This is a genomic window from Levilactobacillus yonginensis (genome assembly GCF_964065165.1).
In the GTDB taxonomy this organism is placed as follows: Bacteria; Bacillota; Bacilli; order Lactobacillales; family Lactobacillaceae; genus Levilactobacillus; species Levilactobacillus yonginensis_A.
Genome location: NZ_OZ061549.1, coordinates 2,566,636 through 2,587,545, shown reverse-complemented (window position 1 = coordinate 2,587,545; position 20,910 = coordinate 2,566,636). Strand labels below are relative to the sequence as shown.

General features: G+C 46.1%; 36 protein-coding genes. All 36 read right to left on the bottom strand.

What is annotated here, in order from left to right:
• Positions 1-222 precede the first annotated feature (222 nt).
• The 36 genes from rpsI to AB3Y94_RS11900 all read right to left on the bottom strand — a co-directional run bounded on the left by rpsI (position 223) and on the right by AB3Y94_RS11900 (position 20,859).
• A complete protein-coding gene (gene rpsI / locus AB3Y94_RS12075; protein ID WP_125682772.1) occupies positions 223-615 on the bottom strand; it encodes a 30S ribosomal protein S9 in 393 nt (130 codons plus the stop codon).
• A 13-nt stretch (positions 616-628) separates the two neighbouring features.
• Complete coding sequence (rplM, locus tag AB3Y94_RS12070) at positions 629-1,072, bottom strand: 50S ribosomal protein L13 (RefSeq protein WP_125682774.1); 444 nt, start codon at positions 1,070-1,072, stop codon at positions 629-631.
• 138 nt (positions 1,073-1,210) lie between these two features.
• Positions 1,211-2,008 carry a tRNA pseudouridine(38-40) synthase TruA gene (gene truA / locus AB3Y94_RS12065; protein ID WP_367296406.1) on the bottom strand — a complete coding sequence of 266 codons (798 nt, stop codon included), beginning with the start codon at positions 2,006-2,008 and terminating at the stop codon, positions 1,211-1,213.
• Positions 2,009-2,017: 9 nt separating this feature from the next.
• The gene (locus AB3Y94_RS12060) at positions 2,018-2,818 is read right to left on the bottom strand and encodes an energy-coupling factor transporter transmembrane protein EcfT (protein WP_367296405.1); all 801 of its coding nucleotides are present in this window, start codon (positions 2,816-2,818) and stop codon (positions 2,018-2,020) included.
• Positions 2,811-3,683: an energy-coupling factor ABC transporter ATP-binding protein gene (locus tag AB3Y94_RS12055; RefSeq protein ID WP_367296404.1), complete on the bottom strand. Its 873-nt coding sequence runs from the start codon at positions 3,681-3,683 to the stop codon at positions 2,811-2,813. Before AB3Y94_RS12055 ends, AB3Y94_RS12060 begins: the two co-directional genes overlap by 8 nt.
• On the bottom strand, positions 3,659-4,498 hold the full coding sequence (locus AB3Y94_RS12050) for an energy-coupling factor ABC transporter ATP-binding protein (RefSeq protein WP_367296528.1): 840 nt from the start codon (positions 4,496-4,498) through the stop codon (positions 3,659-3,661). The genes AB3Y94_RS12055 and AB3Y94_RS12050 overlap by 25 nt, the downstream gene beginning before the upstream one ends.
• A gap of 423 nt (positions 4,499-4,921) precedes the next feature.
• Entirely contained in the window at positions 4,922-5,305 is a 384-nt protein-coding gene (gene rplQ, locus AB3Y94_RS12045; RefSeq protein ID WP_011668472.1) for a 50S ribosomal protein L17, read from the bottom strand.
• 30 nt (positions 5,306-5,335) lie between these two features.
• On the bottom strand, positions 5,336-6,286 hold the full coding sequence (locus AB3Y94_RS12040; protein ID WP_125682784.1) for a DNA-directed RNA polymerase subunit alpha: 951 nt from the start codon (positions 6,284-6,286) through the stop codon (positions 5,336-5,338).
• Between the two features lie 87 nt (positions 6,287-6,373).
• The gene (gene rpsK, locus AB3Y94_RS12035) at positions 6,374-6,763 is read right to left on the bottom strand and encodes a 30S ribosomal protein S11 (protein WP_125682786.1); all 390 of its coding nucleotides are present in this window, start codon (positions 6,761-6,763) and stop codon (positions 6,374-6,376) included.
• Between the two features lie 17 nt (positions 6,764-6,780).
• The gene (gene rpsM / locus AB3Y94_RS12030; protein WP_125682788.1) at positions 6,781-7,146 is read right to left on the bottom strand and encodes a 30S ribosomal protein S13; all 366 of its coding nucleotides are present in this window, start codon (positions 7,144-7,146) and stop codon (positions 6,781-6,783) included.
• Positions 7,147-7,171: 25 nt separating this feature from the next.
• Positions 7,172-7,291, bottom strand: a complete 120-nt coding sequence (gene rpmJ, locus AB3Y94_RS12025) for a 50S ribosomal protein L36 (RefSeq protein WP_008855781.1) — start codon at positions 7,289-7,291, stop codon at positions 7,172-7,174.
• A gap of 28 nt (positions 7,292-7,319) precedes the next feature.
• Positions 7,320-7,538: a translation initiation factor IF-1 gene (gene infA, locus AB3Y94_RS12020; protein WP_011668477.1), complete on the bottom strand. Its 219-nt coding sequence runs from the start codon at positions 7,536-7,538 to the stop codon at positions 7,320-7,322.
• 163 nt (positions 7,539-7,701) lie between these two features.
• The gene (locus AB3Y94_RS12015) at positions 7,702-8,352 is read right to left on the bottom strand and encodes an adenylate kinase (RefSeq protein ID WP_318530967.1); all 651 of its coding nucleotides are present in this window, start codon (positions 8,350-8,352) and stop codon (positions 7,702-7,704) included.
• 90 nt (positions 8,353-8,442) lie between these two features.
• Positions 8,443-9,753 carry a preprotein translocase subunit SecY gene (gene secY / locus AB3Y94_RS12010; protein ID WP_125682792.1) on the bottom strand — a complete coding sequence of 437 codons (1,311 nt, stop codon included), beginning with the start codon at positions 9,751-9,753 and terminating at the stop codon, positions 8,443-8,445.
• A complete protein-coding gene (rplO, locus tag AB3Y94_RS12005) occupies positions 9,753-10,187 on the bottom strand; it encodes a 50S ribosomal protein L15 (protein WP_125682794.1) in 435 nt (144 codons plus the stop codon). Before rplO ends, secY begins: the two co-directional genes overlap by 1 nt.
• 35 nt (positions 10,188-10,222) lie before the next feature.
• Positions 10,223-10,405 (bottom strand): 50S ribosomal protein L30, encoded by a 183-nt coding sequence (gene rpmD, locus AB3Y94_RS12000; protein ID WP_125682796.1) that lies wholly within the window; start codon positions 10,403-10,405, stop codon positions 10,223-10,225.
• Between the two features lie 14 nt (positions 10,406-10,419).
• Positions 10,420-10,923 (bottom strand): 30S ribosomal protein S5, encoded by a 504-nt coding sequence (gene rpsE, locus AB3Y94_RS11995; RefSeq protein WP_125682798.1) that lies wholly within the window; start codon positions 10,921-10,923, stop codon positions 10,420-10,422.
• Positions 10,924-10,945: 22 nt separating this feature from the next.
• Positions 10,946-11,311, bottom strand: a complete 366-nt coding sequence (rplR, locus tag AB3Y94_RS11990) for a 50S ribosomal protein L18 (protein ID WP_318530966.1) — start codon at positions 11,309-11,311, stop codon at positions 10,946-10,948.
• Positions 11,312-11,343: 32 nt separating this feature from the next.
• Positions 11,344-11,880 (bottom strand): 50S ribosomal protein L6, encoded by a 537-nt coding sequence (rplF, locus tag AB3Y94_RS11985; protein WP_125692373.1) that lies wholly within the window; start codon positions 11,878-11,880, stop codon positions 11,344-11,346.
• A 30-nt stretch (positions 11,881-11,910) separates the two neighbouring features.
• Entirely contained in the window at positions 11,911-12,309 is a 399-nt protein-coding gene (gene rpsH / locus AB3Y94_RS11980; protein ID WP_011668485.1) for a 30S ribosomal protein S8, read from the bottom strand.
• 34 nt (positions 12,310-12,343) lie between these two features.
• The gene (locus AB3Y94_RS11975; RefSeq protein WP_082153261.1) at positions 12,344-12,529 is read right to left on the bottom strand and encodes a type Z 30S ribosomal protein S14; all 186 of its coding nucleotides are present in this window, start codon (positions 12,527-12,529) and stop codon (positions 12,344-12,346) included.
• A 20-nt stretch (positions 12,530-12,549) separates the two neighbouring features.
• Entirely contained in the window at positions 12,550-13,092 is a 543-nt protein-coding gene (gene rplE / locus AB3Y94_RS11970; RefSeq protein ID WP_367296403.1) for a 50S ribosomal protein L5, read from the bottom strand.
• Between the two features lie 25 nt (positions 13,093-13,117).
• Positions 13,118-13,429 (bottom strand): 50S ribosomal protein L24, encoded by a 312-nt coding sequence (rplX, locus tag AB3Y94_RS11965; protein ID WP_057734519.1) that lies wholly within the window; start codon positions 13,427-13,429, stop codon positions 13,118-13,120.
• 36 nt (positions 13,430-13,465) lie between these two features.
• A complete protein-coding gene (gene rplN, locus AB3Y94_RS11960) occupies positions 13,466-13,834 on the bottom strand; it encodes a 50S ribosomal protein L14 (protein ID WP_125682806.1) in 369 nt (122 codons plus the stop codon).
• 50 nt (positions 13,835-13,884) lie between these two features.
• A complete protein-coding gene (gene rpsQ, locus AB3Y94_RS11955) occupies positions 13,885-14,151 on the bottom strand; it encodes a 30S ribosomal protein S17 (RefSeq protein ID WP_048735510.1) in 267 nt (88 codons plus the stop codon).
• Between the two features lie 28 nt (positions 14,152-14,179).
• Positions 14,180-14,374, bottom strand: coding sequence for a 50S ribosomal protein L29 (rpmC, locus tag AB3Y94_RS11950; RefSeq protein WP_020090139.1), 195 nt, complete (start codon positions 14,372-14,374; stop codon positions 14,180-14,182).
• Positions 14,364-14,798, bottom strand: a complete 435-nt coding sequence (rplP, locus tag AB3Y94_RS11945) for a 50S ribosomal protein L16 (RefSeq protein ID WP_125682808.1) — start codon at positions 14,796-14,798, stop codon at positions 14,364-14,366. The genes rpmC and rplP overlap by 11 nt, the downstream gene beginning before the upstream one ends.
• Positions 14,799-14,800: 2 nt before the next feature.
• Positions 14,801-15,460 (bottom strand): 30S ribosomal protein S3, encoded by a 660-nt coding sequence (rpsC, locus tag AB3Y94_RS11940; RefSeq protein ID WP_125682810.1) that lies wholly within the window; start codon positions 15,458-15,460, stop codon positions 14,801-14,803.
• A 3-nt stretch (positions 15,461-15,463) separates the two neighbouring features.
• Positions 15,464-15,820, bottom strand: a complete 357-nt coding sequence (gene rplV / locus AB3Y94_RS11935; protein WP_367296402.1) for a 50S ribosomal protein L22 — start codon at positions 15,818-15,820, stop codon at positions 15,464-15,466.
• A 16-nt stretch (positions 15,821-15,836) separates the two neighbouring features.
• Positions 15,837-16,112, bottom strand: coding sequence for a 30S ribosomal protein S19 (gene rpsS, locus AB3Y94_RS11930; RefSeq protein ID WP_125682814.1), 276 nt, complete (start codon positions 16,110-16,112; stop codon positions 15,837-15,839).
• 78 nt (positions 16,113-16,190) lie between these two features.
• A complete protein-coding gene (gene rplB, locus AB3Y94_RS11925; RefSeq protein WP_125692377.1) occupies positions 16,191-17,039 on the bottom strand; it encodes a 50S ribosomal protein L2 in 849 nt (282 codons plus the stop codon).
• A 26-nt stretch (positions 17,040-17,065) separates the two neighbouring features.
• Positions 17,066-17,353: a 50S ribosomal protein L23 gene (gene rplW, locus AB3Y94_RS11920; RefSeq protein WP_125682818.1), complete on the bottom strand. Its 288-nt coding sequence runs from the start codon at positions 17,351-17,353 to the stop codon at positions 17,066-17,068.
• Positions 17,353-17,976, bottom strand: a complete 624-nt coding sequence (gene rplD, locus AB3Y94_RS11915) for a 50S ribosomal protein L4 (protein WP_367296401.1) — start codon at positions 17,974-17,976, stop codon at positions 17,353-17,355. The genes rplW and rplD overlap by 1 nt, the downstream gene beginning before the upstream one ends.
• A 21-nt stretch (positions 17,977-17,997) precedes the next feature.
• Positions 17,998-18,648, bottom strand: coding sequence for a 50S ribosomal protein L3 (rplC, locus tag AB3Y94_RS11910; protein WP_367296400.1), 651 nt, complete (start codon positions 18,646-18,648; stop codon positions 17,998-18,000).
• A 44-nt stretch (positions 18,649-18,692) separates the two neighbouring features.
• The gene (gene rpsJ, locus AB3Y94_RS11905) at positions 18,693-19,001 is read right to left on the bottom strand and encodes a 30S ribosomal protein S10 (RefSeq protein ID WP_057879268.1); all 309 of its coding nucleotides are present in this window, start codon (positions 18,999-19,001) and stop codon (positions 18,693-18,695) included.
• 559 nt (positions 19,002-19,560) lie between these two features.
• Positions 19,561-20,859, bottom strand: a complete 1,299-nt coding sequence (locus AB3Y94_RS11900) for an MATE family efflux transporter (RefSeq protein WP_367296399.1) — start codon at positions 20,857-20,859, stop codon at positions 19,561-19,563.
• Between the last annotated feature and the right edge of the window lie 51 nt (positions 20,860-20,910).

Below are 20,910 nucleotides of genomic sequence, written 5' to 3'. Positions count from 1 at the left end.
GGCACCAGCCATTTCTGATAATCAAACCGACTGGTCTGAGCTGCATCTCATTTAATATAAGAAATTAACGCATGCCAATCCCAAAGCGATTGATTTTGAAGAAAAATGTACCTGGCTTTGAATCAGCTCCCTACTAACTCTGTGTCACCAGTCTCAGACCCCCATAACAAAAAAGCCCCCACCGTAAAGGTGAGAGCTTTCCCAATTGATAATATCGAAATATTAACGCTTGGAGAATTGTGAAGCCTTACGTGCCTTCTTCAGACCTGGCTTCTTACGTTCCTTCATCCGGGCGTCACGAGTCAAAAGACCCGCACGCTTCAGCGGACCACGGAAGTCTGGGTCAACTTCGAGCAATGCCCGAGCGATCCCGTGACGAGTTGCACCGGCTTGACCGGAGAAACCGCCACCGCGCACAGTAACTAATGCATCATAGTTACCAAGCGTTTCCGTAACGTTGAATGGTTGTAAGACAACTTCACGAATACTTGCAAATGGAATGTAGTCTTCGATTGCCTTCTTGTTCATAACGATCTTACCTGAGCCTGGTACTAAACGTACACGAGCAGAGGAGTTTTTACGACGGCCAGTGCCGCGATATTGAACTTGTGCCAATTTGGTTTCCTCCTTAGATTAGGTTAGTAATGTCTAATACTTCTGGCTTTTGTGCTTCGTGCTTGTGGTCTGCACCAGCATACACGTGAAGCTTCAATGCCATTTGGTGACCTAAGGAGTTCTTAGGAAGCATACCTTGAACAGAAGTTTCGATCAATTTTTCTGGGTTTTCATCCCGGAAGTTACCAGCAGTCCGTGACTTCAAACCACCAGCGAAACCAGTATGGTGGTAGTAAATCTTACCGGTTGCTTTACGGCCAGTTAAGGCGACATTTGCAGCGTTGATGACGATTACGTTATCACCAGTATCCACGTTAGGCGTGAAAGTTGGCTTGTTCTTACCACGTAATACAGAAGCAACGACTGAAGCAAGCCGACCTAAACTAACATCGGTTGCGTCGACGATGTACCATTTGCGGTCCACGTCGTTAGGTTTTGCCATATAAGTTGTACGCACGTTAAATTCCTCCATAAATCTGTGTTTGTCTGACACCAAGTAAACTTTCCGGGGCTTATCGTGGGGCAAACAATACCAACAACTATGATACAAAGTTTTACTCATAAAGTCAATGATTGTTTGTCCCCCTAACGAAAATTACCGTTGATGTTGCGGCAATTTTGTCGGGTGTTCTGGATCCTCTCCCATATAATACACGTGTTTCAAATATAAACCAGCCGCTGGCACCGTTCGCCGCGCTTGCTTACGGTCCTTGACTTCGTACAGTCTGGGGATGTCATGAACCGGCCGGGTCCCGGACCCAATTTCTACCAGGACCCCTACCATGATTCGCACTTGGTTGTACATAAAACCGTTACCGTAAAAATCAAAGACTAATTCATGATTTGCCGCATCCACATGACAGCTAGCCTCATAGATTGTTCGAACGAAGGTCCGGGTCTGCGCGCCAGACGCCACGAAGCTGGTAAAATCGTGTTCTCCGACTAAGTCGGCACAGGCCTGATTAATCTTATTTAAATCGACTGGGAACTTCCAGTGGCCCGTATAATTGCGTTTAAAGGGGTTCCGAAATTCGCCCATATCCATCCGGTATTGATACCGCTTGCCAGAAACATCATACCGCGCGTGAAACGTGTCGGCGACCTCCTCGACCTTTAGGACCTCCATATCCATCGGTAACATGCTGTTTAAGCCCTTGCGCATGTTCTCCGCGGGAATGAGAAAGGGAAAGTCGAAATGGACCACCTGGGCCAACGCATGGACACCTGCGTCAGTCCGGCCAGAACCATAGACCACAATCGCGGGCTGCGGTTGCTTAGCCATCTTATTGACAACATTCGTCAGTGTGCTTTCCACGGTCCGCTTATTTGGTTGCCGTTGAAACCCGGCAAAGTTCGTGCCGTCATACATTAAAGTTACTTTGTAACGTTGCATCAGGTCCTCCTACCAACGACGAAAAACAAGAATCGCCGCAAATCCAATTATAAATATAATCCAGGTTACCGTATCTCGTCTTTGCCAGGTGAGAATCCGGTACTGACTACGATGCTCACTGTCCTGGTACCCCCGCGCCTCCATGGCCGTTGATAGGTCCTCAGCTCGGTTAAAAGCACTCATGAATAGCGGTACCATCAAAGGAATCAGTGACTTGGCCTGTTTAAACAGGCCCCCTTCACCGAAGTCGACCCCACGAGCGCGTTGCGCGTTCATGATTTTGGTGGCCTCATCCATTAAAGTTGGCACGAACCGTAATGCAATCGACAGCATCATGGCTAACGTATCCACGGGAACGTGAACCCACCGCAATGGCTTCATCAGTGATGACAACCCAGTAGCAATGTCTAACGGTTGAGTCGACAAGGTCAATAAAGTCGACATCATGATGATCAATAAAAATCGAATGAAAATGTACCCAGAGTTCACGACCCCGTACTGGGTAATGTTGATAAACGCCCAGTGAAAGTACACGTGACCACCAGCCGGACTAAAGAGCAACTGTAAGACCACCGTAAAGACAATCAACCAGAGCAGTGGTCGAATTCCCTTTAAAAAGAAACCTAGGCTTATCTTCGAAGCAAAAATTGCAGCTAACGTAAAAACAATCAAGATTCCGTAGGTCACAAGATTATTGGCCATGAATACCAGCACGATGTAGAAGAAACTCAACATGAGTTTAGCCCGCGGATCTAATCGGTGCACCACGGAATTCAACGGTAAGTAACGACCAAAGATAAAATTAGACATGGTCCGTCCCCCGTTTCTTCCACTGCTGTGCAATCTGTTCTGCTAACTGATCAGCGGTCAATGGTAAAGGCTGCCACCGCAGTCCTCTTTTCGCCAGTTGCTGCGCAAATTGTGCTGCGCGGGGGACGTCTAGTTGATTAGCTAGTAGCCAGTCAGGATCGCCAAAAGCCGCTTGAACATCGCCAAATTTAACCAACCGACCCTCACACATAATGGCAACTTGCTCAGCGTATTCAGCGACATCCTCCATCTGATGGGTGACTAAAACAATCGTCAGTCCTTGCTCTCTGTGGAGTTGCTCAAATAAGTCCATCATTTCTTGTCGCCCTTGCGGATCCAACCCAGCCGTGGGTTCGTCTAGGATTAGAACCTGCGGCCGCATGGCAAGCACACCTGCAATGGCAACTCGCCGCATCTGACCACCGGACAGCTCAAACGGTGAGCGTTCAGCGTAACTAGCATCTAAGCCAACCGTCGTCAACATTTGGTCAGCCAGGTCGTTGGCGTCCTCAGGGGACATGCCAAAATTTTGTGGACCAAACGCAATGTCTTTGCGGATCGTTTCCTCAAACAGTTGGCTCTCTGGAAACTGGAAAACCATGCCCACGTGCTGCCGTAACGGTTTTAAGTCCGCATTGGTCGTGTCAGGAGTGATAGTGAAATCATCAATTTTAATCGTACCGGCGGTTGGCTTCAACAAAGCGTTGATCTGTTGAACGAGAGTCGATTTACCACTCCCCGTGTGACCAATGATGGCTAAGTACCCGTGGTCAGGCAGGTTGAAGGAAACATCTTCCAAAGCAGTCTGCGCCATTGGCGTTCCAGCATGGTACGTAAAGGTTACGTGTTCGAAAGAGATTGCCACAACCATTCCTCCATTTCCGCCGTCGTTTGATAACTTGCGGGGGGCTCAATACCCCGCTTTTTCAGTGCGGCCTTGAGCTTAGCCGTAAAAGGTAAATCCAATCCTAAATCAACCAGCTTTTCACCCAGCGCAAATATTTCCGCTGGTGAAGCTTCTTGAACCAACTGACCATCATCAATTACCAAAATTCGGTCAGCATTCGCTGCCTCATCAATATCATGGGTAATTGAGATAACCGTCAGCTTCTGATCTCGCCGCAACTTACCGACCAATTCAAGCATATCTTGTCGCCCTAAGGGATCCAACATACTGGTTGCTTCATCCAGAATTAAAATGCTGGGGCTAATGGCCACAATACCGGCTAACGCGACTCGCTGCTTCTGACCTCCGGATAACGAACTCGGCTCGCGCTGTGCAAAGTCACGCATCCCCACTTCTTCGATAGCCGCTTTAACCCGCGGAATCATCTCCTCACGGGTAACCTGCCGATTCTCCAAACCAAAAGCAACATCATCCTCCACGGTTGCCCCAACAAACTGGTTGTCAGGGTTCTGGAAGATCATACCAATTTTTTCTCTCACCTGCCACACGGTCTCCGGTGAAAGCTCCATGCCATCAATAGTGACTGTCCCCTCAGTAAATGGCAACAGACCATCTAAGGACTTAGCTAACGTGGATTTTCCACTCCCGTTATGTCCAACAATGGCTAGCCACTCGCCACGATGGACGTCAAAACTGACATCATTTAAGGCCGGCCGTTGCTCTTTGCCATAGCGATATGAAAGATGTTTAACTTCAATGATATTTTCCATCAGCGTTTTTAATTCTCCCAGTGTAAAAGTCACCAGTAATTATACCAAATGTTGACGAGATAACGTAGTGGTTCACCAATATTCACGTGAATACCTCACATGCTTGGCAATCGGTTTTGGATCATTGCCAGCTATCCAGTCAACAAATCATCCTACGACCAGTAATCAATTTGCTTGAACCAAAAAGACTGCAGCTTGACGGTTGTCTCAGTCACCGCCAATTGGTGAACATCACCCCGGCATAAAAATATGTACAAAAAAAATCACTAACAAACCAGCGGCGCTGAGGCGTTTGCCCCCATTCAAGCTAGACTCGGGGAAAACCCATCATCATAACGCTCTATACCACATGGTCCTAGTGATTAATTTGAAACCTAATTGCCACGTTTTAGGGAAGTGACAAGCTCCCTGAATCCGAACTAATAATTAGTCAACGAATTCCAAGATAGCCATAGCAGCGCCATCACCACGACGAGGCATCGTCTTCATGATACGCGTGTAACCACCCTTACGATCAGCATACTTAGGTGCTAATTCGCTAAATACCTTTTGCAATGCGCTGGTAACAACGACATCGTCGCCATCTTCCTTGACATCAGCAACTACGTTACGGATGAAAGCAGCGGCTTGACGACGTGCGTGTAAGTCGCCTTGCTTACCCAAGGTAATCATTTGGTCAGCCGTCTTGCGAACTTCCTTAGCACGTGCTTCAGTCGTTTCGATGCGGCCGTTCAAGATTAAACTAGTGGTCAAATCGCGTAACAAGGCACGACGTTGAGAACTAGTCCGTTGTAATTTACGGTAACTCATAACCAGAAACCCTCCTTTGAGTGTCTAAAATTAGTCTTCCTTCCGAAGTGACAAACCTAAGTCAGCTAACTTAGCCTTAACTTCTTCAAGGGACTTGCGACCCAAGTTACGAACCTTCATCATGTCTGCTTCAGTCTTGTTGTTCAATTCTTGGACCGTGTTGATACCAGCACGCTTCAAGCAGTTGTAAGAACGAACGGACAAGTCGAGCTCTTCGATGGTCATCTCAAGCATCTTTTCCTTGTGAGTTTCTTCTTTTTCAACCATGATTTCCGCATTCTTAGCTTCGTCAGTCAGGTCGACAAACATAGCCAGATGTTCGGTCAAGATCTTTGCAGCCAGAGCAATGGCTTCGCTTGGATTAATTGAACCGTTTGTCCAAACATCCAGGGTCAATTTATCATAGTCAGCCCGTTGGCCAACCCGTGCATTCTCTACTTGGTAGTTAACCCGTTCGATTGGGGTGTAAATAGAATCCACAGCTAAGACACCGATAGGCATGTCCGTGTTGCGAGTCTTGTTCTCGTCAGCAGAAACATAACCCCGGCCCTTGTCAGCCGTCATCCGCATATGGAACGTTGCACCATCGGCAACCGTTGCAATGTACAGATCTGGGTTCAAAACGTCAACGTCGGCACCAGCCACAATATCACCAGCGGTGATTTGGGCAGGTCCCTTAACGTTGATCTCCATGGTTTCTTCCTGATCATCAGAACCGTTTAACTTCAACGCAATCTTCTTAACATTTAAGATGATTTGTGTGACGTCTTCAACGACCCCTTCGACAGTAGAGAATTCATGCAGAACCCCGTCGATTTGAATGCTGGTAACAGCTGCACCAGGTAATGATGAAAGCAGAATCCGACGCAAAGAGTTGCCAAGCGTTGTTCCGTAACCACGTTCCAACGGTTCGACAACAAACTTGCCGTAGTTACTGCTTTCGTCAATTTTATGAATGTTAGGCTTTTCAAATTCAATCATTCTTATCGTTTACCCCTTTCAAACCGCGTTGAGCTCCTATAAGTCAATCCCATCATGAAGGTTGCCCTCATTAATGAAACGCTCACGTTAAACCCGACGGCGCTTTGGAGGACGAGTACCATTATGAGGCACTGGCGTAACGTCACGAATAGCCGTAACTTCGATACCAGCAGCTTGGATTGCCCGAATAGCAGCTTCACGTCCTGAACCAGGACCCTTAACAGCAACTTCAACGGACTTAACACCATGTTCTTGTGATGCTTTAGCAGCGGCTTCAGCAGCCATTTGTGCAGCAAATGGCGTTGACTTCCGACTACCCTTGAAACCTAAGGCACCAGCTGATGACCAAGCAATAGCGTTCCCTTGAACGTCTGTGATCATAACTAATGTGTTGTTAAACGTAGCGTGAATGTGTGCAACACCGGCTTCAATATTCTTCTTGACCCGACGCTTGCGACTAGTTCTTCTAGTAGCCATAAAGTGATAAACCTCCCTTACTTCTTCTTACCGGCAACGGAAACGGCTTTACCCTTCCGAGTGCGGGCATTGTTTTTGGTGTGTTGGCCGCGAACAGGCAGTCCACGACGGTGACGCATACCGCGGTAAGAACCCATTTCTTGCAAGTTCTTGATGTTCAAGCTAACTTCACGACGTAAGTCACCTTCAACTTTGTACTTGTCTACTTCGGCACGAATCTTGTCTTCTTGATCAGGCGTCATATCGCGAACCCGAACGTCTTCTGCGACACCAGCATCCGCAACAATCTTGTGTGCGGTGTTGATCCCGATTCCAAAAATGTAAGTCAAACCGTAAGCGATTCGCTTATCACGTGGTAAATCCACTCCAGCAATACGTGGCATTTAAGTGCACCTCCTATAAATTGAATTACTTACCCTGGCGTTGTTTGTGCTTAGGGTTAGCTGAGCAAATGATCATTACTCGGCCTTTACGCTTGATAACCTTGCAGTGTTCGCACATTGGCTTAACTGATGGTCTTACTTTCATGAATATCCCTCCTACATCTGTCTAACCGTTACTTAAAGCGATAAGTAATCCGGCCTTTAGACAAGTCATACGGTGACATTTCAACAGTTACTCGGTCACCAGGCAGAATCCGGATGTAATGCATCCGAATCTTACCGGAAACGTGAGCGAGAATCTCATGACCGTTTTCTAATTCGACCCGAAACATCGCATTTGGTAATGTTTCGGTAACTTTACCTTCGACTTCGATGACATCGCTTTTCGCCACGAAAGTACCTCCCTTTTAATTGCGTGTAAATACACGTAAAAGCGGCAAGGACAACGAGTTGCCCCCACCTAGCACCTGTGAATCGCGTCAGCGCGCCATTTACAGGCTAAACCTGAATAAGCTTACCATAATTCTTCTAGTTAAGCAAGAACTAAGCTACTTCCTAGAGGTTCTTCAGGATCTTTTCGATGTCGACGTAAACATCATCAATGTCACGGTCACCATCAACGGTGAACAACAAGTTCTTCTTGGTGTAGTAATCAACCAGCGGTGTATTTGCTTTCAAATTCACTGCCAAACGATTCTTCACCGTTTCAGGCTTGTCATCTTCGCGTTGATAGAAGTCATGACTACCACAGACGTCACACGTACCTTCAACCTTAGGCTGCTTGTACAGCTTGTGGTAAGTTGCGCCACAGTTGCGGCAAATGTAACGACCAGAAAGGCGTTCAACCAAAACATCTGGTTCAACGTGAATATTAATCACGGCGTTGATGGTCCGATCAAGTTCAGGGCCAAACGTGTTTAACGCTTCGGCTTGAACAATAGAACGGGGAAACCCATCCAACATGAACCCGTTTTTGGTATCATCCTGAGCTAACCGGTCGCGAACGATGCCGTTCGTGACTTCGTCCGGCACAAGTTCACCTTTGTCGATGAACTTCTTCGCTGCCAATCCCATTTCAGTTTCGTTCTTCATCGCATCACGGAAGATGTCTCCCGTGGAAATATGCGGCAAGTTGAACTCCTTGATAATCTTTTCGGCTTGCGTACCTTTACCGGCACCTGGTAAACCCATGAGGATCAAATTCATTGCTGTCATGTTCGTTCTCCTTTAACTCGAAATTTACCCGAAAAACACAAGCAGGTGTGCTAAAAGATCAACACACCCGCTGGAAACTCATTAAGCTGGTTCTGGACCTTGGATAAAGCCAACGTATTCGCGCTTCATCATTAATCCGTCGATTTGCCGCATGGTTTCAATAGCAACCCCAACCACGATTAAGAGGCTGGTACCACCTAAACCAATTGACTCATCTAAGTTCCACAGGTTCTGGGCAACTAACGGAATCAAAGAAATGAATCCAAGGAAGAGCGCCCCAACAGTGCTAAGACGCATCAACAGACTGGAAACATAAGATTGTGTTTCGTGACCAGGCCAAACACCAGGAATATAGCTCCCCTGCTTTTGCAGGTTCTCGGCTAACTTTTCTGGGTTGACTTGAACGAACGCATAGAAGAACGTGAACACAACGATCAGAACAGTGTACAATACGGCACCATCCGGCGTTTGCATATTAAAGACGTCTGTTAAAGTTTGGTACCAAGCATCTTGAGAGTGCGTGTTTTGGAACGCCATCAGAATAGTCTGTGGTGTCGCAATAAACGAACTCGCGAAGATGACGGGGATAACCCCGGCAACGTTGACCTTTAATGGGAGGTAGCTGCTATCTGGCGAACCAGATACCCGCCGAGTGTATTGAATAGGTACACGCCGTTCCGCTTGTTGAACCCAAGTGGTAAAGGTCACAATAATCAGAACTAAGACGATCAACCCAATAATGAACAAGACACTCTTCCATAAGGTCCCTTTGTCAGCGTCAATGAAGTAAGTTTGGAAAAGCTGATAAACAGAATTAGGTGTCCGAGCAATGATACCCGCAAAGATAATCATTGAGATCCCGTTACCTAAACCACGATCGGTAATCATATCACCCATCCAAGTCGTTAACATCGTCCCACCAGTCAGAATTAATCCGATGGCAAGATAAGTAGTGACACTAGGATTTTCAACCAATTTTAGTGAACTTAAGGCACTAAAACCAGCGGTGATACCAATAGACTGAACGAATGCCAAGGCAATCGCTAAGTACCGAGTCGCTTGGTTTAACTTCCGACGACCAACGTCCCCTTGCTTGCTCCATTCAACGAAGCGCGGAACGATGTCCATTTGTAGCAATTGAATAACGATTTGTGCAGTGATGTAAGGTGAAACCCCCATCGCGAAGATGGAATAGTTTTGCAACCCACCACCACTGAAGGTATCTAAAATACTAACCAATCCAGAAGACGCAACGCTTTGAAGTGCCTTTGCGTTAATGCCGGGGACGGTAATATAAGTACCCAACCGAAAGACAATCAAAACCAATAGAGTAAAGAATATCTTCTTACGAATGTCTTTAATCTTAAAGGCGTTTTTCAAGCTTGATAGCATTAAATCACCTCAGTTTTACCACCAGCAGCTTCGATAGCTTCGGCAGCTGACTTAGAGAATTTAGCGGCTTTAACCGTCAACTTCTTTGACAACTCGCCGTTACCCAAAACTTTGACACCGGCTTTTTCGTTTTTAACGATGCCAGCTTCAACCAAGGCAGCTGGAGTAACTTCAGCACCATCGTCGAAGACGTTCAAAGCAGATAAGTTTACGACAGCAAATTCCTTGCGGTTAATGTTGGTAAACCCACGCTTTGGGATTCGACGGTACAATGGCATTTGGCCACCTTCAAAACCCAAACGAGTCTTGCTACGAGCCTTTTGACCTTTTTGGCCACGACCGGCAGTCTTACCATTACCAGATGAATCACCACGGCCAACCCGGTTACGAACCTTCCGTGAGCCTTCAGCAGGTTTTAATTCATTCAACTTCATGCTATTGCGCACCTCCTTATTTAATGATATGAAAACTATTTAACTTCTTCAACCTTAATTAAATGTGCGATTTGGAAAAGCGCACCACGAGTAGCTTCGTTATCTGGTTGGATAACGGTGCTGTTTACTCGGTGTAAGCCCATAGCTTCCACAATCTTACGCTGTTTAGGGAGGCGGTGAGCAACACTATGAATTAAAGTAACTTTTAATTGAGCCATTTTAATACCCCTCCTTATTCAGCTAAGTGTTGAAGAGAGACACCACGGAGAGCGGCAACTTCTTCAGCACGCTTCAACTGAGCCAAGCCATCAAATGTGGCCCGAACTGCGTTGACTGGCGTGTTAGAACCTAAACGCTTTGAAGTAACGTCAGCAACACCAGCTAATTCCATGACGGAACGAACTGAGCCACCAGCAGTAACCCCAGAACCTTCAGCGGCAGGCTTGAGCATGATCTTACCCCCACCAAATGAACCAAGGACTTCGTGAGGAATGGTAGTTCCCACGATAGGTACTTCGATCAAGTTCTTACGAGCAGCTTCAACGGCCTTACGGATAGCTTCTGGAACTTCTTGAGCTTTACCAGTACCGAAGCCAACGTGACCCTTCTTGTCGCCGACAATTACAAGTGCAGCGAACCGAAGACGACGGCCACCTTTAACAACTTTGGTGATCCGGTTGATAGCAACAACGTTATCTTCAAGTTCTAACTTGTCGGGATCAATAAATTTTGCCATGTGTGGTTATTCCTCCTTACTGTTAAAATTTCAGCCCGTTTTCGCGAGCAGCTTCTGCCAATGCTTGAACACGGCCGTGGTATAAGTAACCGCCACGATCAAACACAACATTGCTAATCTTCTTTTCGACAGCGCGCTTAGCAACTAATTCACCAACAGCCTTAGCTTGGTCGGTCTTGTTGTCACCATTTGCATCACTATCTAACGTCGAGGCACTAACAAGCGTGACACCCGCTACGTCATCAATGACTTGAGCGTAGATGTTTTTGTTAGAGCGGAAAACGTTTAAGCGTGGGCGTTCTGCAGTTCCAGAAATTTTGTTGCGGACACGCATATGACGCTTTTGACGTGTCTTGTTCTTATCTGGTTTCGTAATCAAAATAGTCACCTCTTTGTAGAATTATCAGCATTTAAGCTGCTTTACTTACCAGTTTTACCTTCACGAATTCGAACGTATTCGTTTTCGTAACGGATACCCTTACCTTTGTAAGGTTCTGGTGAACGAACGGCACGAACTTCAGCAGCGAAGTCACCGACTTCTTGCTTGCTAATGCCGGCGATGTTGATGGTGGTGTTGTCTGGAACCTTGACATCCAAGGATTCAGGAATAGCCATCTCAACAGGGTTGGAGTAACCAACGCTCAATACTAAAGTCTTACCCTTAGCTTGAACACGGTAACCAACACCGACTAACTTCAAAGTCTTAGCGAAACCACTAACAACACCTTCAACCATGTTGTTTAAGTTAGCACGCTGAGTACCATGAAGGGCACGCGTCTTGTTGTTATCATCTGGACGGTCGAAATCAACCGCACCGTCACTAATTTTCATGGTGATGATGTCTGAGAAAGTCCGAGTTAATTCACCCTTTGGACCCTTGACAGTCACTTGATCACCATCGCGTTTTACTTCAACGCCGGCTGGGACGTTGACAGTTTTATAACCAATACGACTCACTGAAAGGCACCTCCTATCTTTTTAAAAGTTTTACCAAACGTAGGCGAGAACTTCGCCACCGATTTTCTTAGCACGCGCTTCTTTATCTGTAACGACCCCTTCAGAGGTGGAGATAATAGCGATACCTAAACCGTTTAATACCTTTGGCACAGCGTCAGCTTTAACGTATGAACGTAAACCTGGCTTGGAAATACGCTTTAAACCACTGATGACACGTTGGTTATCTTTGCCGTACTTGAGGAATACGCGGATGATGCCTTGCTTGTCATCATCGATGTATTCAACATTGCGGATGAAACCTTCGCGCTTCAGGATTTCAGCGATGTCGCGTTTAATTTTAGATGCAGGTACTTCGAGTGATTCGTGACGAACCATGTTGGCGTTACGAATACGCGTCAAGAAGTCTGCAATAGGATCAGTCATGGACATTAACGTTTACCCTCCCTTTGTTTAAAATTCCGTTTTACCAACTAGCCTTCTTCATGCCAGGAATTTGACCCTTGTGAGCCAATTCCCGCATGCAAATACGGCAAAGATGGAACTTTTGATAAACAGAGTGTGGACGTCCACAACGTTCGCAACGAGTATAATTCTGAGTAGAGAACTTCGCAGGACGCTTGTTCTTAGCAATTTGAGATTTCTTAGCCAATTTGTGTGAACCTCCTTTTATTAGTGTGCAAACGGCATGCCGAATTGAGTCAGTAATTCACGTGACTCTTCATCAGTATTTGCCGTCGTAACGATAACAATATCCAAACCACGAACACGGTTAACGTTATCAAAGTTAATTTCTGGGAAAATCAATTGTTCTTTAACACCCAGAGTGTAGTTCCCACGGCCATCAAAGGCACGAGAGCTAACACCATGGAAGTCACGAACACGTGGCAATGACACGTTGATCAATTTGTCCAGGAATTCGTACATCCGGTCACCGCGGAGGGTAACCTTTGCACCGATTGACATACCTTCACGAAGACGGAAGGTGGCGATTGACTTCTTGGCCTTAGTAACCAATGGCTTTTGACCAGAAATCAAACCCAATTCTTCAACGGCTTCGTCCAGGTTCTTAGCGTTGGAAACAGCATCACCAACACCCATGTTCAAAACGATCTTTTCGATCTTCGGCGTTTGCATAACAGAACTGTAGCTGAACTTTTCCACCAATGATGGGGTAATTTCATTTACGTACTTTTCTTTTAAACGAGCTGACATGAAATTATGTTCCTCCTTTCAGTGATTATTTGTCGATGGTTTCGCCGGACTTCTTAGCGAACCGGACTTTGTGACCATCTTCTACTCGAACGCCAAGCCGGGTTGGTTCGTTGTTCGAAGGATCGATGAGCATTACGTTGGATGCGTGAATTGGTGCTTCAATATCAATAATTCCGCCTTGGGGATTAGTTTGAGAAGCTTTTTGGTGCTTCTTAATCATATTGACGCCTTTGACGATCACGCGGTTCTTGGCGTTCAGGACCTTAGAAACAGTTCCTTCTTTGCCTTTGTCTTTGCCAGCGATCACGCGGACCTTGTCACCAGTTTTAATAAGCATTCCTGTGGGCACCTCCTTGTTTAACACAATTCTTAATTACAGTACTTCAGGTGCTAATGAGACAATCTTCATGAAGTCGTTGTCACGCAATTCACGTGCAACTGGTCCGAAGATACGAGTCCCTTGTGGGCTCTTGTCGTCTTTGATCAGCACTGCGGCATTTTCATCAAAGCTGATGTATGAACCGTCGTTACGACGTACACGAGACTTCGTACGTACGACAACAGCCTTAACAACATCACCCTTTTTGACAACGCCACCTGGTGTTGCTTGTTTGATAGTAGCGACAATAACATCACCAATTCCGGCGTAGCGACGCTTGGAGCCACCCAGAACCTTAATGGTCAGAATTTCCCGGGCGCCAGAGTTGTCGGCAACCTTTAAACGGCTTTCTTGTTGGATCACAGCTAGTGTCCTCCCTTCAGTTCTAGTTCAGAATACGATAAAAACGACACCTAAATGATTACTGCTTTTTCAACAATGTCGACTAAGCGGAACCGCTTGGTAGCAGACAGTGGCCGAGTTTCCATGATTTCAACAATGTCGCCTGTGTGGGCTTCGTTGTTTTCATCATGTGCCTTGTACTTCTTGGAGTACTTGACGCGCTTGCCATATCTTGCATCCGTCTTTGTCGTTTCAACAACGACAGTGATCGTCTTTTCCATTTTGTCGGAAACGACACGACCACGGTAAACCTTGCGGTTATTACGTGCATCACTCATGTATTAGTGACCTCCTTCTTATCGTATTCTACTTGTTCAGTTCTTGTTGGCGAAGAGCGGTTTTAATCCGCGCAATGTTCTTACGAACCTGCTTCAACCGTGCGGTGTTTTCCAATTGACCAGTAGCTAATTGGAAACGCAAGTTGAATAATTCGTCCTTGTAGCTCTTTTCTTTATCGAGCATTTCAGCAGTGGTTAATTCGTTGATTTCTTTAGTCTTCATTAGATTCGCCACCTACTTCCTCTCGTGATAAAACCTTGGTACGAACGGGAAGCTTCATGGCAGCCAAACGTAAGGCTTCGCGAGCGACTTCTTCAGAGACGCCACCCACTTCAAACAATACCTTACCGCGCTTAACTGGGGCTACCCAGCCATCAGGCGTACCTTTACCATTACCCATCCGGACCCCAACACCTTTAGCGGTGTAGGATTTGTGAGGGAAAATCTTGATCCAAACTTTCCCACCACGCTTCATGTAACGTGTAATTGCAACACGCGCAGCTTCGATTTGACGGTTGGAGATCCACTTGGAATCCAACGATTGCAAACCGTAGTCACCAAAAGCAACGCTCTTGCCACCCTTGGCTTCGCCACGAAGCTTACCACGGTGGACACGACGGAACTTTACTCGCTTAGGTACCAGCATGTTTATTTCCCTCCTTGTCCGTTAGTTTGCTTTTTTTCTGGCAAAATCTCACCACGGTAGATCCAGGTCTTAACACCTAATGAACCGTAAGTCGTGTGAGCTTCAACCCATGCATAATCAATATCAGCACGTAACGTGTGCAGAGGAACCGTACCTTCAGCATAGCTTTCGACACGGGACATGTCAGCACCGTTTAAACGACCAGCGACTTGCGTCTTAACACCTTTGGCGCCAGAACGCATAGTACGTTGCATCGTACCACGCATAGCTCGACGGAAAGCAACACGGCCTTCCAATTGACGAGCGATGTTTTCACCGACCAATTTGGCGTCCAAATCTGGCTTCTTGATTTCCACGATGTTGATGTGAACACGTTTGCCAGTTAAGTCGTTCAATTCCTTACGGAGATTTTCGACTTCGGAACCACCCTTACCAATAACCATACCTGGCTTGGCGGTGTGAATTGAGATGTTGACGCGGTTTGCAGCCCGTTCAATCTCAACAGTTGATACAGATGCGTCTACAAGACGCTTTTCAATAAACTTACGGATTTGAAGGTCTTCCTTCAGGTAAGCAGCGAAATCCTTTTCAGCATACCACTTTGCTTCCCAGTCGCGAATGATACCGACCCGTAATCCAGTTGGATTTACTTTTTGACCCACGCGTTATCCCTCCTTTTTCTCAGATACAACAACCGTAACATGACTCGTACGCTTGTTAATTGGTGAAGCAGAACCTTTAGCACGAGGACGGAACCGCTTAAGGGTTGGTCCTTCGTTCACAAAGGCTTCGCTAACGATTAGATCTTGACGATCTAAGTCAAAATTGTTTTCTGCGTTAGCAATTGCTGAGTTTAAAACTTTTTCCACAACGGGTGATGCTCCACGCGGTGTGAACTTTAAAATAGCGATTGCTTCAGCGACGCTCTTGCCGCGGATAAGATCGATGACAAGGCGGACTTTGCGAGCAGCAATCCGAACCGTCTTAGTAGTCGCTTGCGCTGATGTAACTTGTTCAGCCATTAGTTAATCCTCCTTATCAACGAGTTTTCTTGTCGTCGCCACCATGACCACGGAATGTCCGGGTTGGTACGAATTCGCCAAGTTTGTGGCCTACCATGTCTTCTTGAACGTAAACTGGTACATGCTTCCGTCCATCATAAACAGCGATAGTGTAACCTACAAAGCTTGGGAAAATAGTAGACCGACGGGACCAGGTCTTGATGACGGCCTTCTTTTGTGAATCCTTTTGCGCATCAATCTTCTTTAATAAGTGCGCATCGGCGAAAGGTCCTTTTTTCAAACTACGACCCATTATGAAACCTCCTCTACTTGTGGCGCATCGGTTAAGCCGATGACAACCAGGTCTCTTGACATCCGGTAAACCGGATTATTACATCTTAGAACCTTTACGATGACGAACAATGAACTTCTCAGTCTTGTTCTTCTTCGAACGTGTCTTCTTACCAACGGTCTTCTTACCCCATGGAGAAAGAGGAGATGGTAAACCAACAGGAGCCTTACCTTCACCACCACCATGTGGGTGATCGTTAGGGTTCATAACTGAACCACGAACGTGAGGACGTTGACCAGCCCACCGGTTACGGCCAGCTTTACCAACGTTGATCAGTTCATGTTCTTCGTTACCTACGGCACCGATAGTTGCACGGTTAACGTTCAAGATCATCCGAACTTCACCAGATGAAAGACGAACTAACACGTACTTGTCGTCGTTAGCTTTACCTAACAATTGAGCTGAAGTACCAGCAGAACGGACCAATTGGCCACCCTTACCAGGCTTCAATTCGATGTTGTGAATGACAGTCCCAAAAGGAATGTTCTTCAATGGTAATGCGTTACCGACTTTGATATCAGCATCTGGACCAGATTGTACTTGCATACCAACCTTTAAGCCCTTAGGTGCAATGATGTATGACTTAACACCATCAGCGTAAACTAACAATGCAATGTTGGCAGTACGGTTAGGATCGTATTCGATAGCCTTAACGGTTGCTGTAACATCATCCTTAATCCGCTTGAAGTCGATGATCCGGTATTGGCGTTTGTTACCACCGCCACGATGACGGACAGTCATTTTACCAGCGTTGTTACGCCCAGCAGAATGACTTTGTGAATCAAGCAATGACTTTTCAGGAGTCGTCTTAGTGATGACGTCTTTGTAAACCAAGCTCGTCATGTTACGACGACCATTGCTTGTTGGTTTGTATTTCTTAATCGCCACGTTATTTCCCTCCTATATTTGAAATTTTATTCTTCGTTGAATAATTTAATTTCTTTTGAGTCGGCAGATAAGCTGACAATAGCCTTACGACGCTTCTTAGTGTAGCCTTCGTAACGACCTTGACGCTTTAACTTACCCTTTAAGTTCATGATGTTGACCTTAACAACCTTAACGTCAAAGATGTCTTCAATAGCATGCTTGACTTGTGTCTTGGTTGCTCGTACGTCAACGTCAAAGGTGTAACGCTTGTCGTCCATAGTTGCCATCGTTGCTTCGGTAACAACTGGGCGTAAAATAATGTCACGTGATTCCATTATGCGAGCACCTCCTCTACTTGAGAAAGAGCTGGTTGGGTAATCACTAACTTGTCCGCATCAGCAATATCGAGGACGTTCAAGCTCTTGGCTGGAATTACCTTAACATTGGATAAGTTGCGGGCTGCTAAAGCAGCAGTAACGTTGTCATCTTCAAGGACAACCAACGTCTTAGTCGTGACGTTCAAACCAGCCAGCACTGCGGCGAATTCTTTCGTCTTAGGTGCGTCGAATGCTAATGCGTCAAGAACGTATAAGCTTTCGTCAAGAACCTTTTGAGAAAGAACTGACTTAAGTGCTAAACGGCCAACCTTCTTAGGAAGGCGGTAACTGTATGAGCGAGGGGTTGGTCCAAAGACCACACCACCACCGACCCATTGTGGTGAACGGATGGAACCTTGACGGGCACGACCAGTACCCTTTTGACGCCATGGCTTCTTACCACCACCACGAACGGCACTCCGGTTTTTTACGGCGTGGGTTCCTTGGCGTAAGGAAGCTCGTTGCATCAGGATTGTGTCAAATACGACGTTTTCGTTAGGTTCGATACCAAAGATATCAGCATTCAAATCAACGTTGCCGTTTTGATTACCATCTTGCTTGTATAATGCTACGCTTGTCATTTAATTATCCTCCCTTCCTATTTATTTTTCAGATTGCTTAGGACGTGGTGGGCGAACAGCACTCTTAACGGAAACAAGTGACTTGTTAGCACCAGGCACGTTACCCTTGATCAACAGAACGTTGTTATCAATGTCAGCCTTAACGATCACGAGGTTTTGGATAGTAACCGTCTTGTTACCCATCCGGCCTGGAAGCTTCATACCAGGGAATACCCGGTTAATGATAGCACCCAGAGAACCTGGACGACGGTGGTAACGAGAACCATGGGCCATAGGTCCACGGCTTTGACCATCTTTATGAATGTTACCTTGGTATCCATGACCTTTAGTGACACCTGTGACATCCACGATGTCTCCTGCTTGGAAGGTATCAACTTTAACTTCGTCTGCTACCTTGTAATCTCCCAGCTCAACATCTCTGAATTCACGAATGAAGCGCTTAGGAGTCGTGTTTGCTTTTGCTACATGACCTTGTTCGGGCTTGTTGCTGAGTACTTCACGCTTGTCTTGGTAACCAAGTTGAATGGCTTCGTAACCGTCGTTTTCCATCGTCTTAACTTGTAACACAACGTTTGGCGTTGCTTCGACAACAGTAACGGGGATTAATTCGCCAGCATCAGTGAAGACTTGCGTCATCCCGACCTTTTTCCCTAAGATTCCTTTAGTGGTCATGAGTACACCTCCGATTATATTGTATTAGTTTATTACCTTGAAAATTATAACTTGATTTCGATATCAACACCGCTAGGCAGGTCAAGCTTCATTAATGAGTCGACCGTCTTTGGCGTTGGGTTAACGATATCAATCAAACGCTTATGCGTCCGCATTTCGAATTGTTCACGTGAGTCCTTAAACTTATGTGGTGAACGTAATACGGTGTAGATTGTCCGTTCAGTTGGCAATGGGATTGGGCCTGAGATGCCGGCACCAGTTCTCTTTGCTGTTTCAACAATCTTTTCCGCTGATTGGTCAAGGATGCGATGTTCGTATGCCTTCAACCGAATCCGAATTTTTTGTTTTGCCATTGTGTTCCCTCCTTCGTCTATTTTAAAAATAAGACTAACTCCGTGGAAATTCCCGCCACACCCTCATGGCAAAGCGGCCGGGTGTGTCGCAATCTCCCACATCATCGCTTAAGCTTTTGAACCGCTACCCCCAAGGCACAAAAATACCCCGGGGAAATACAGCACTTAACTATCATACTAAATAAAACGCCGCCTGGCAAGGGTTTTCGCCGAATTTCTTGAATCTTTTTGTGAAATCGCTGACCGAATTGACCTCGATCAAGACGTGAAATTCAGTGAAAATTATTTTAAATTGTCTGATAATACTAGGCTAATCCCGTATTTAGATTAAAATGGAAGTGTTCTGCCCCATTAGACAACTATTCCCAAATTAACCACCCATGACGATTAGCCCTCATAAGCCGTTGTCTATCTTAGCACGTCTGACCACCAGATACAAAAGAAAATTGAGAGGATTACTAATATAATGGTAGATTCTCTCAATTTTATTTCAAGATAGAAACAGTAAATCTCTGTTATAGCAGGCTTAATCAACTGATTTGGTCCGGTCAAAAATTCCTCAGGCTAACAGCCAACCCAAACCACAGGTTAGAACGTCTGCGGCTGGTTGCGACCAAATAATCCCATGGTAGCCTAACCAAGCCGCACCGGCAACAATCATGACGTAAAAAAACACACCTTGGCGAGCAATTGACATAATCAAAGCACCTCCTGCCTTACCTGTACTCTGGAAAACCGTCGTGTAAACTAACACAGCGCCAACGAATGGCGTTGTTGCCAGGAAGGCTCGCAGCATATACGTACCCGCAGAAATGACTGCCCCATCATGTAAGAAGAGGCTAATGATCTGTGGCGCAAAAATCATCAATAATGCCGCTAATATCAAGGCATACCCTACCTCTACTAAAAGGTCAAACCGCAAAATTTTCTTAAACCGTGTCATATTCTGCGCCCCAAACGTATACCCAATCAAGGGTTGTGCGCCAAAGGCAAATCCAACCATAACTAGCATAACAATCATGTACATTTTTAGGACAATTCCCATCGCAGCCACCCGAGTCGGTCCATAAGCGACCAGATAACGGTTCAGCACTGCCGTTCCAAAAGCCTGCATCAAATTCGTGATTGACCCAGGTACCCCAATAAACAACACCTGCTTAACCAGATTACGATTAATCCGACTGCGCCGGACATCTACCGAGATAACGTGACAGTAATGTTCGGTTAGGTAAACGAGCACTCCAGCTGATAGGCTATACCCAATCACGGTGGCTAACGCCGCACCGGCTGCCCCCATACCCATCGGAAAGATAAGAATTGGATCTAAGATAATGGTGATCACCGTCCCCACCAGGGTTCCCACCATCGACTGGGTCGCGAAACCTTCAGTCCGAATCAGATTTCCCGGAACAATCGACACAATGATGGGCATTGCACCAATTGCCATGATCTGATAAAACTGTTTCGCATACGCATACGTCGCGGGGGTCGCACCTAACAAATGTAAAACTGGACGAGTTGCTGTCAATAACACGGCTGTTGTCAATAATCCCACCACAACAGCACTATATAAACAGAAACTGCTAACGCGACTACTGACTTGATAAGCCTTCTGTCCCAGTAACCGTGAAATCAGGGAACTACCGCCCAATCCAAAAATATCACCGATGGCAATCAAAACCGAAAATAGCGGCGTACACAGGGCCACCCCTGCAACCAAGCTGGTATTTTGTGTTTGGGCCACAAAGTACGTGTCTACCAGGTTGTAGATCATACTGGCTACCATACTCAAGACGACTGGCAATGCCAGCTTGAAATATGCATGGGGAATTGAGGTCCGTTCAAATAACTCTTCCATCACTTATCATCCAACTTTCAACTCGTAAAAATAACTGCATGAATCATTATA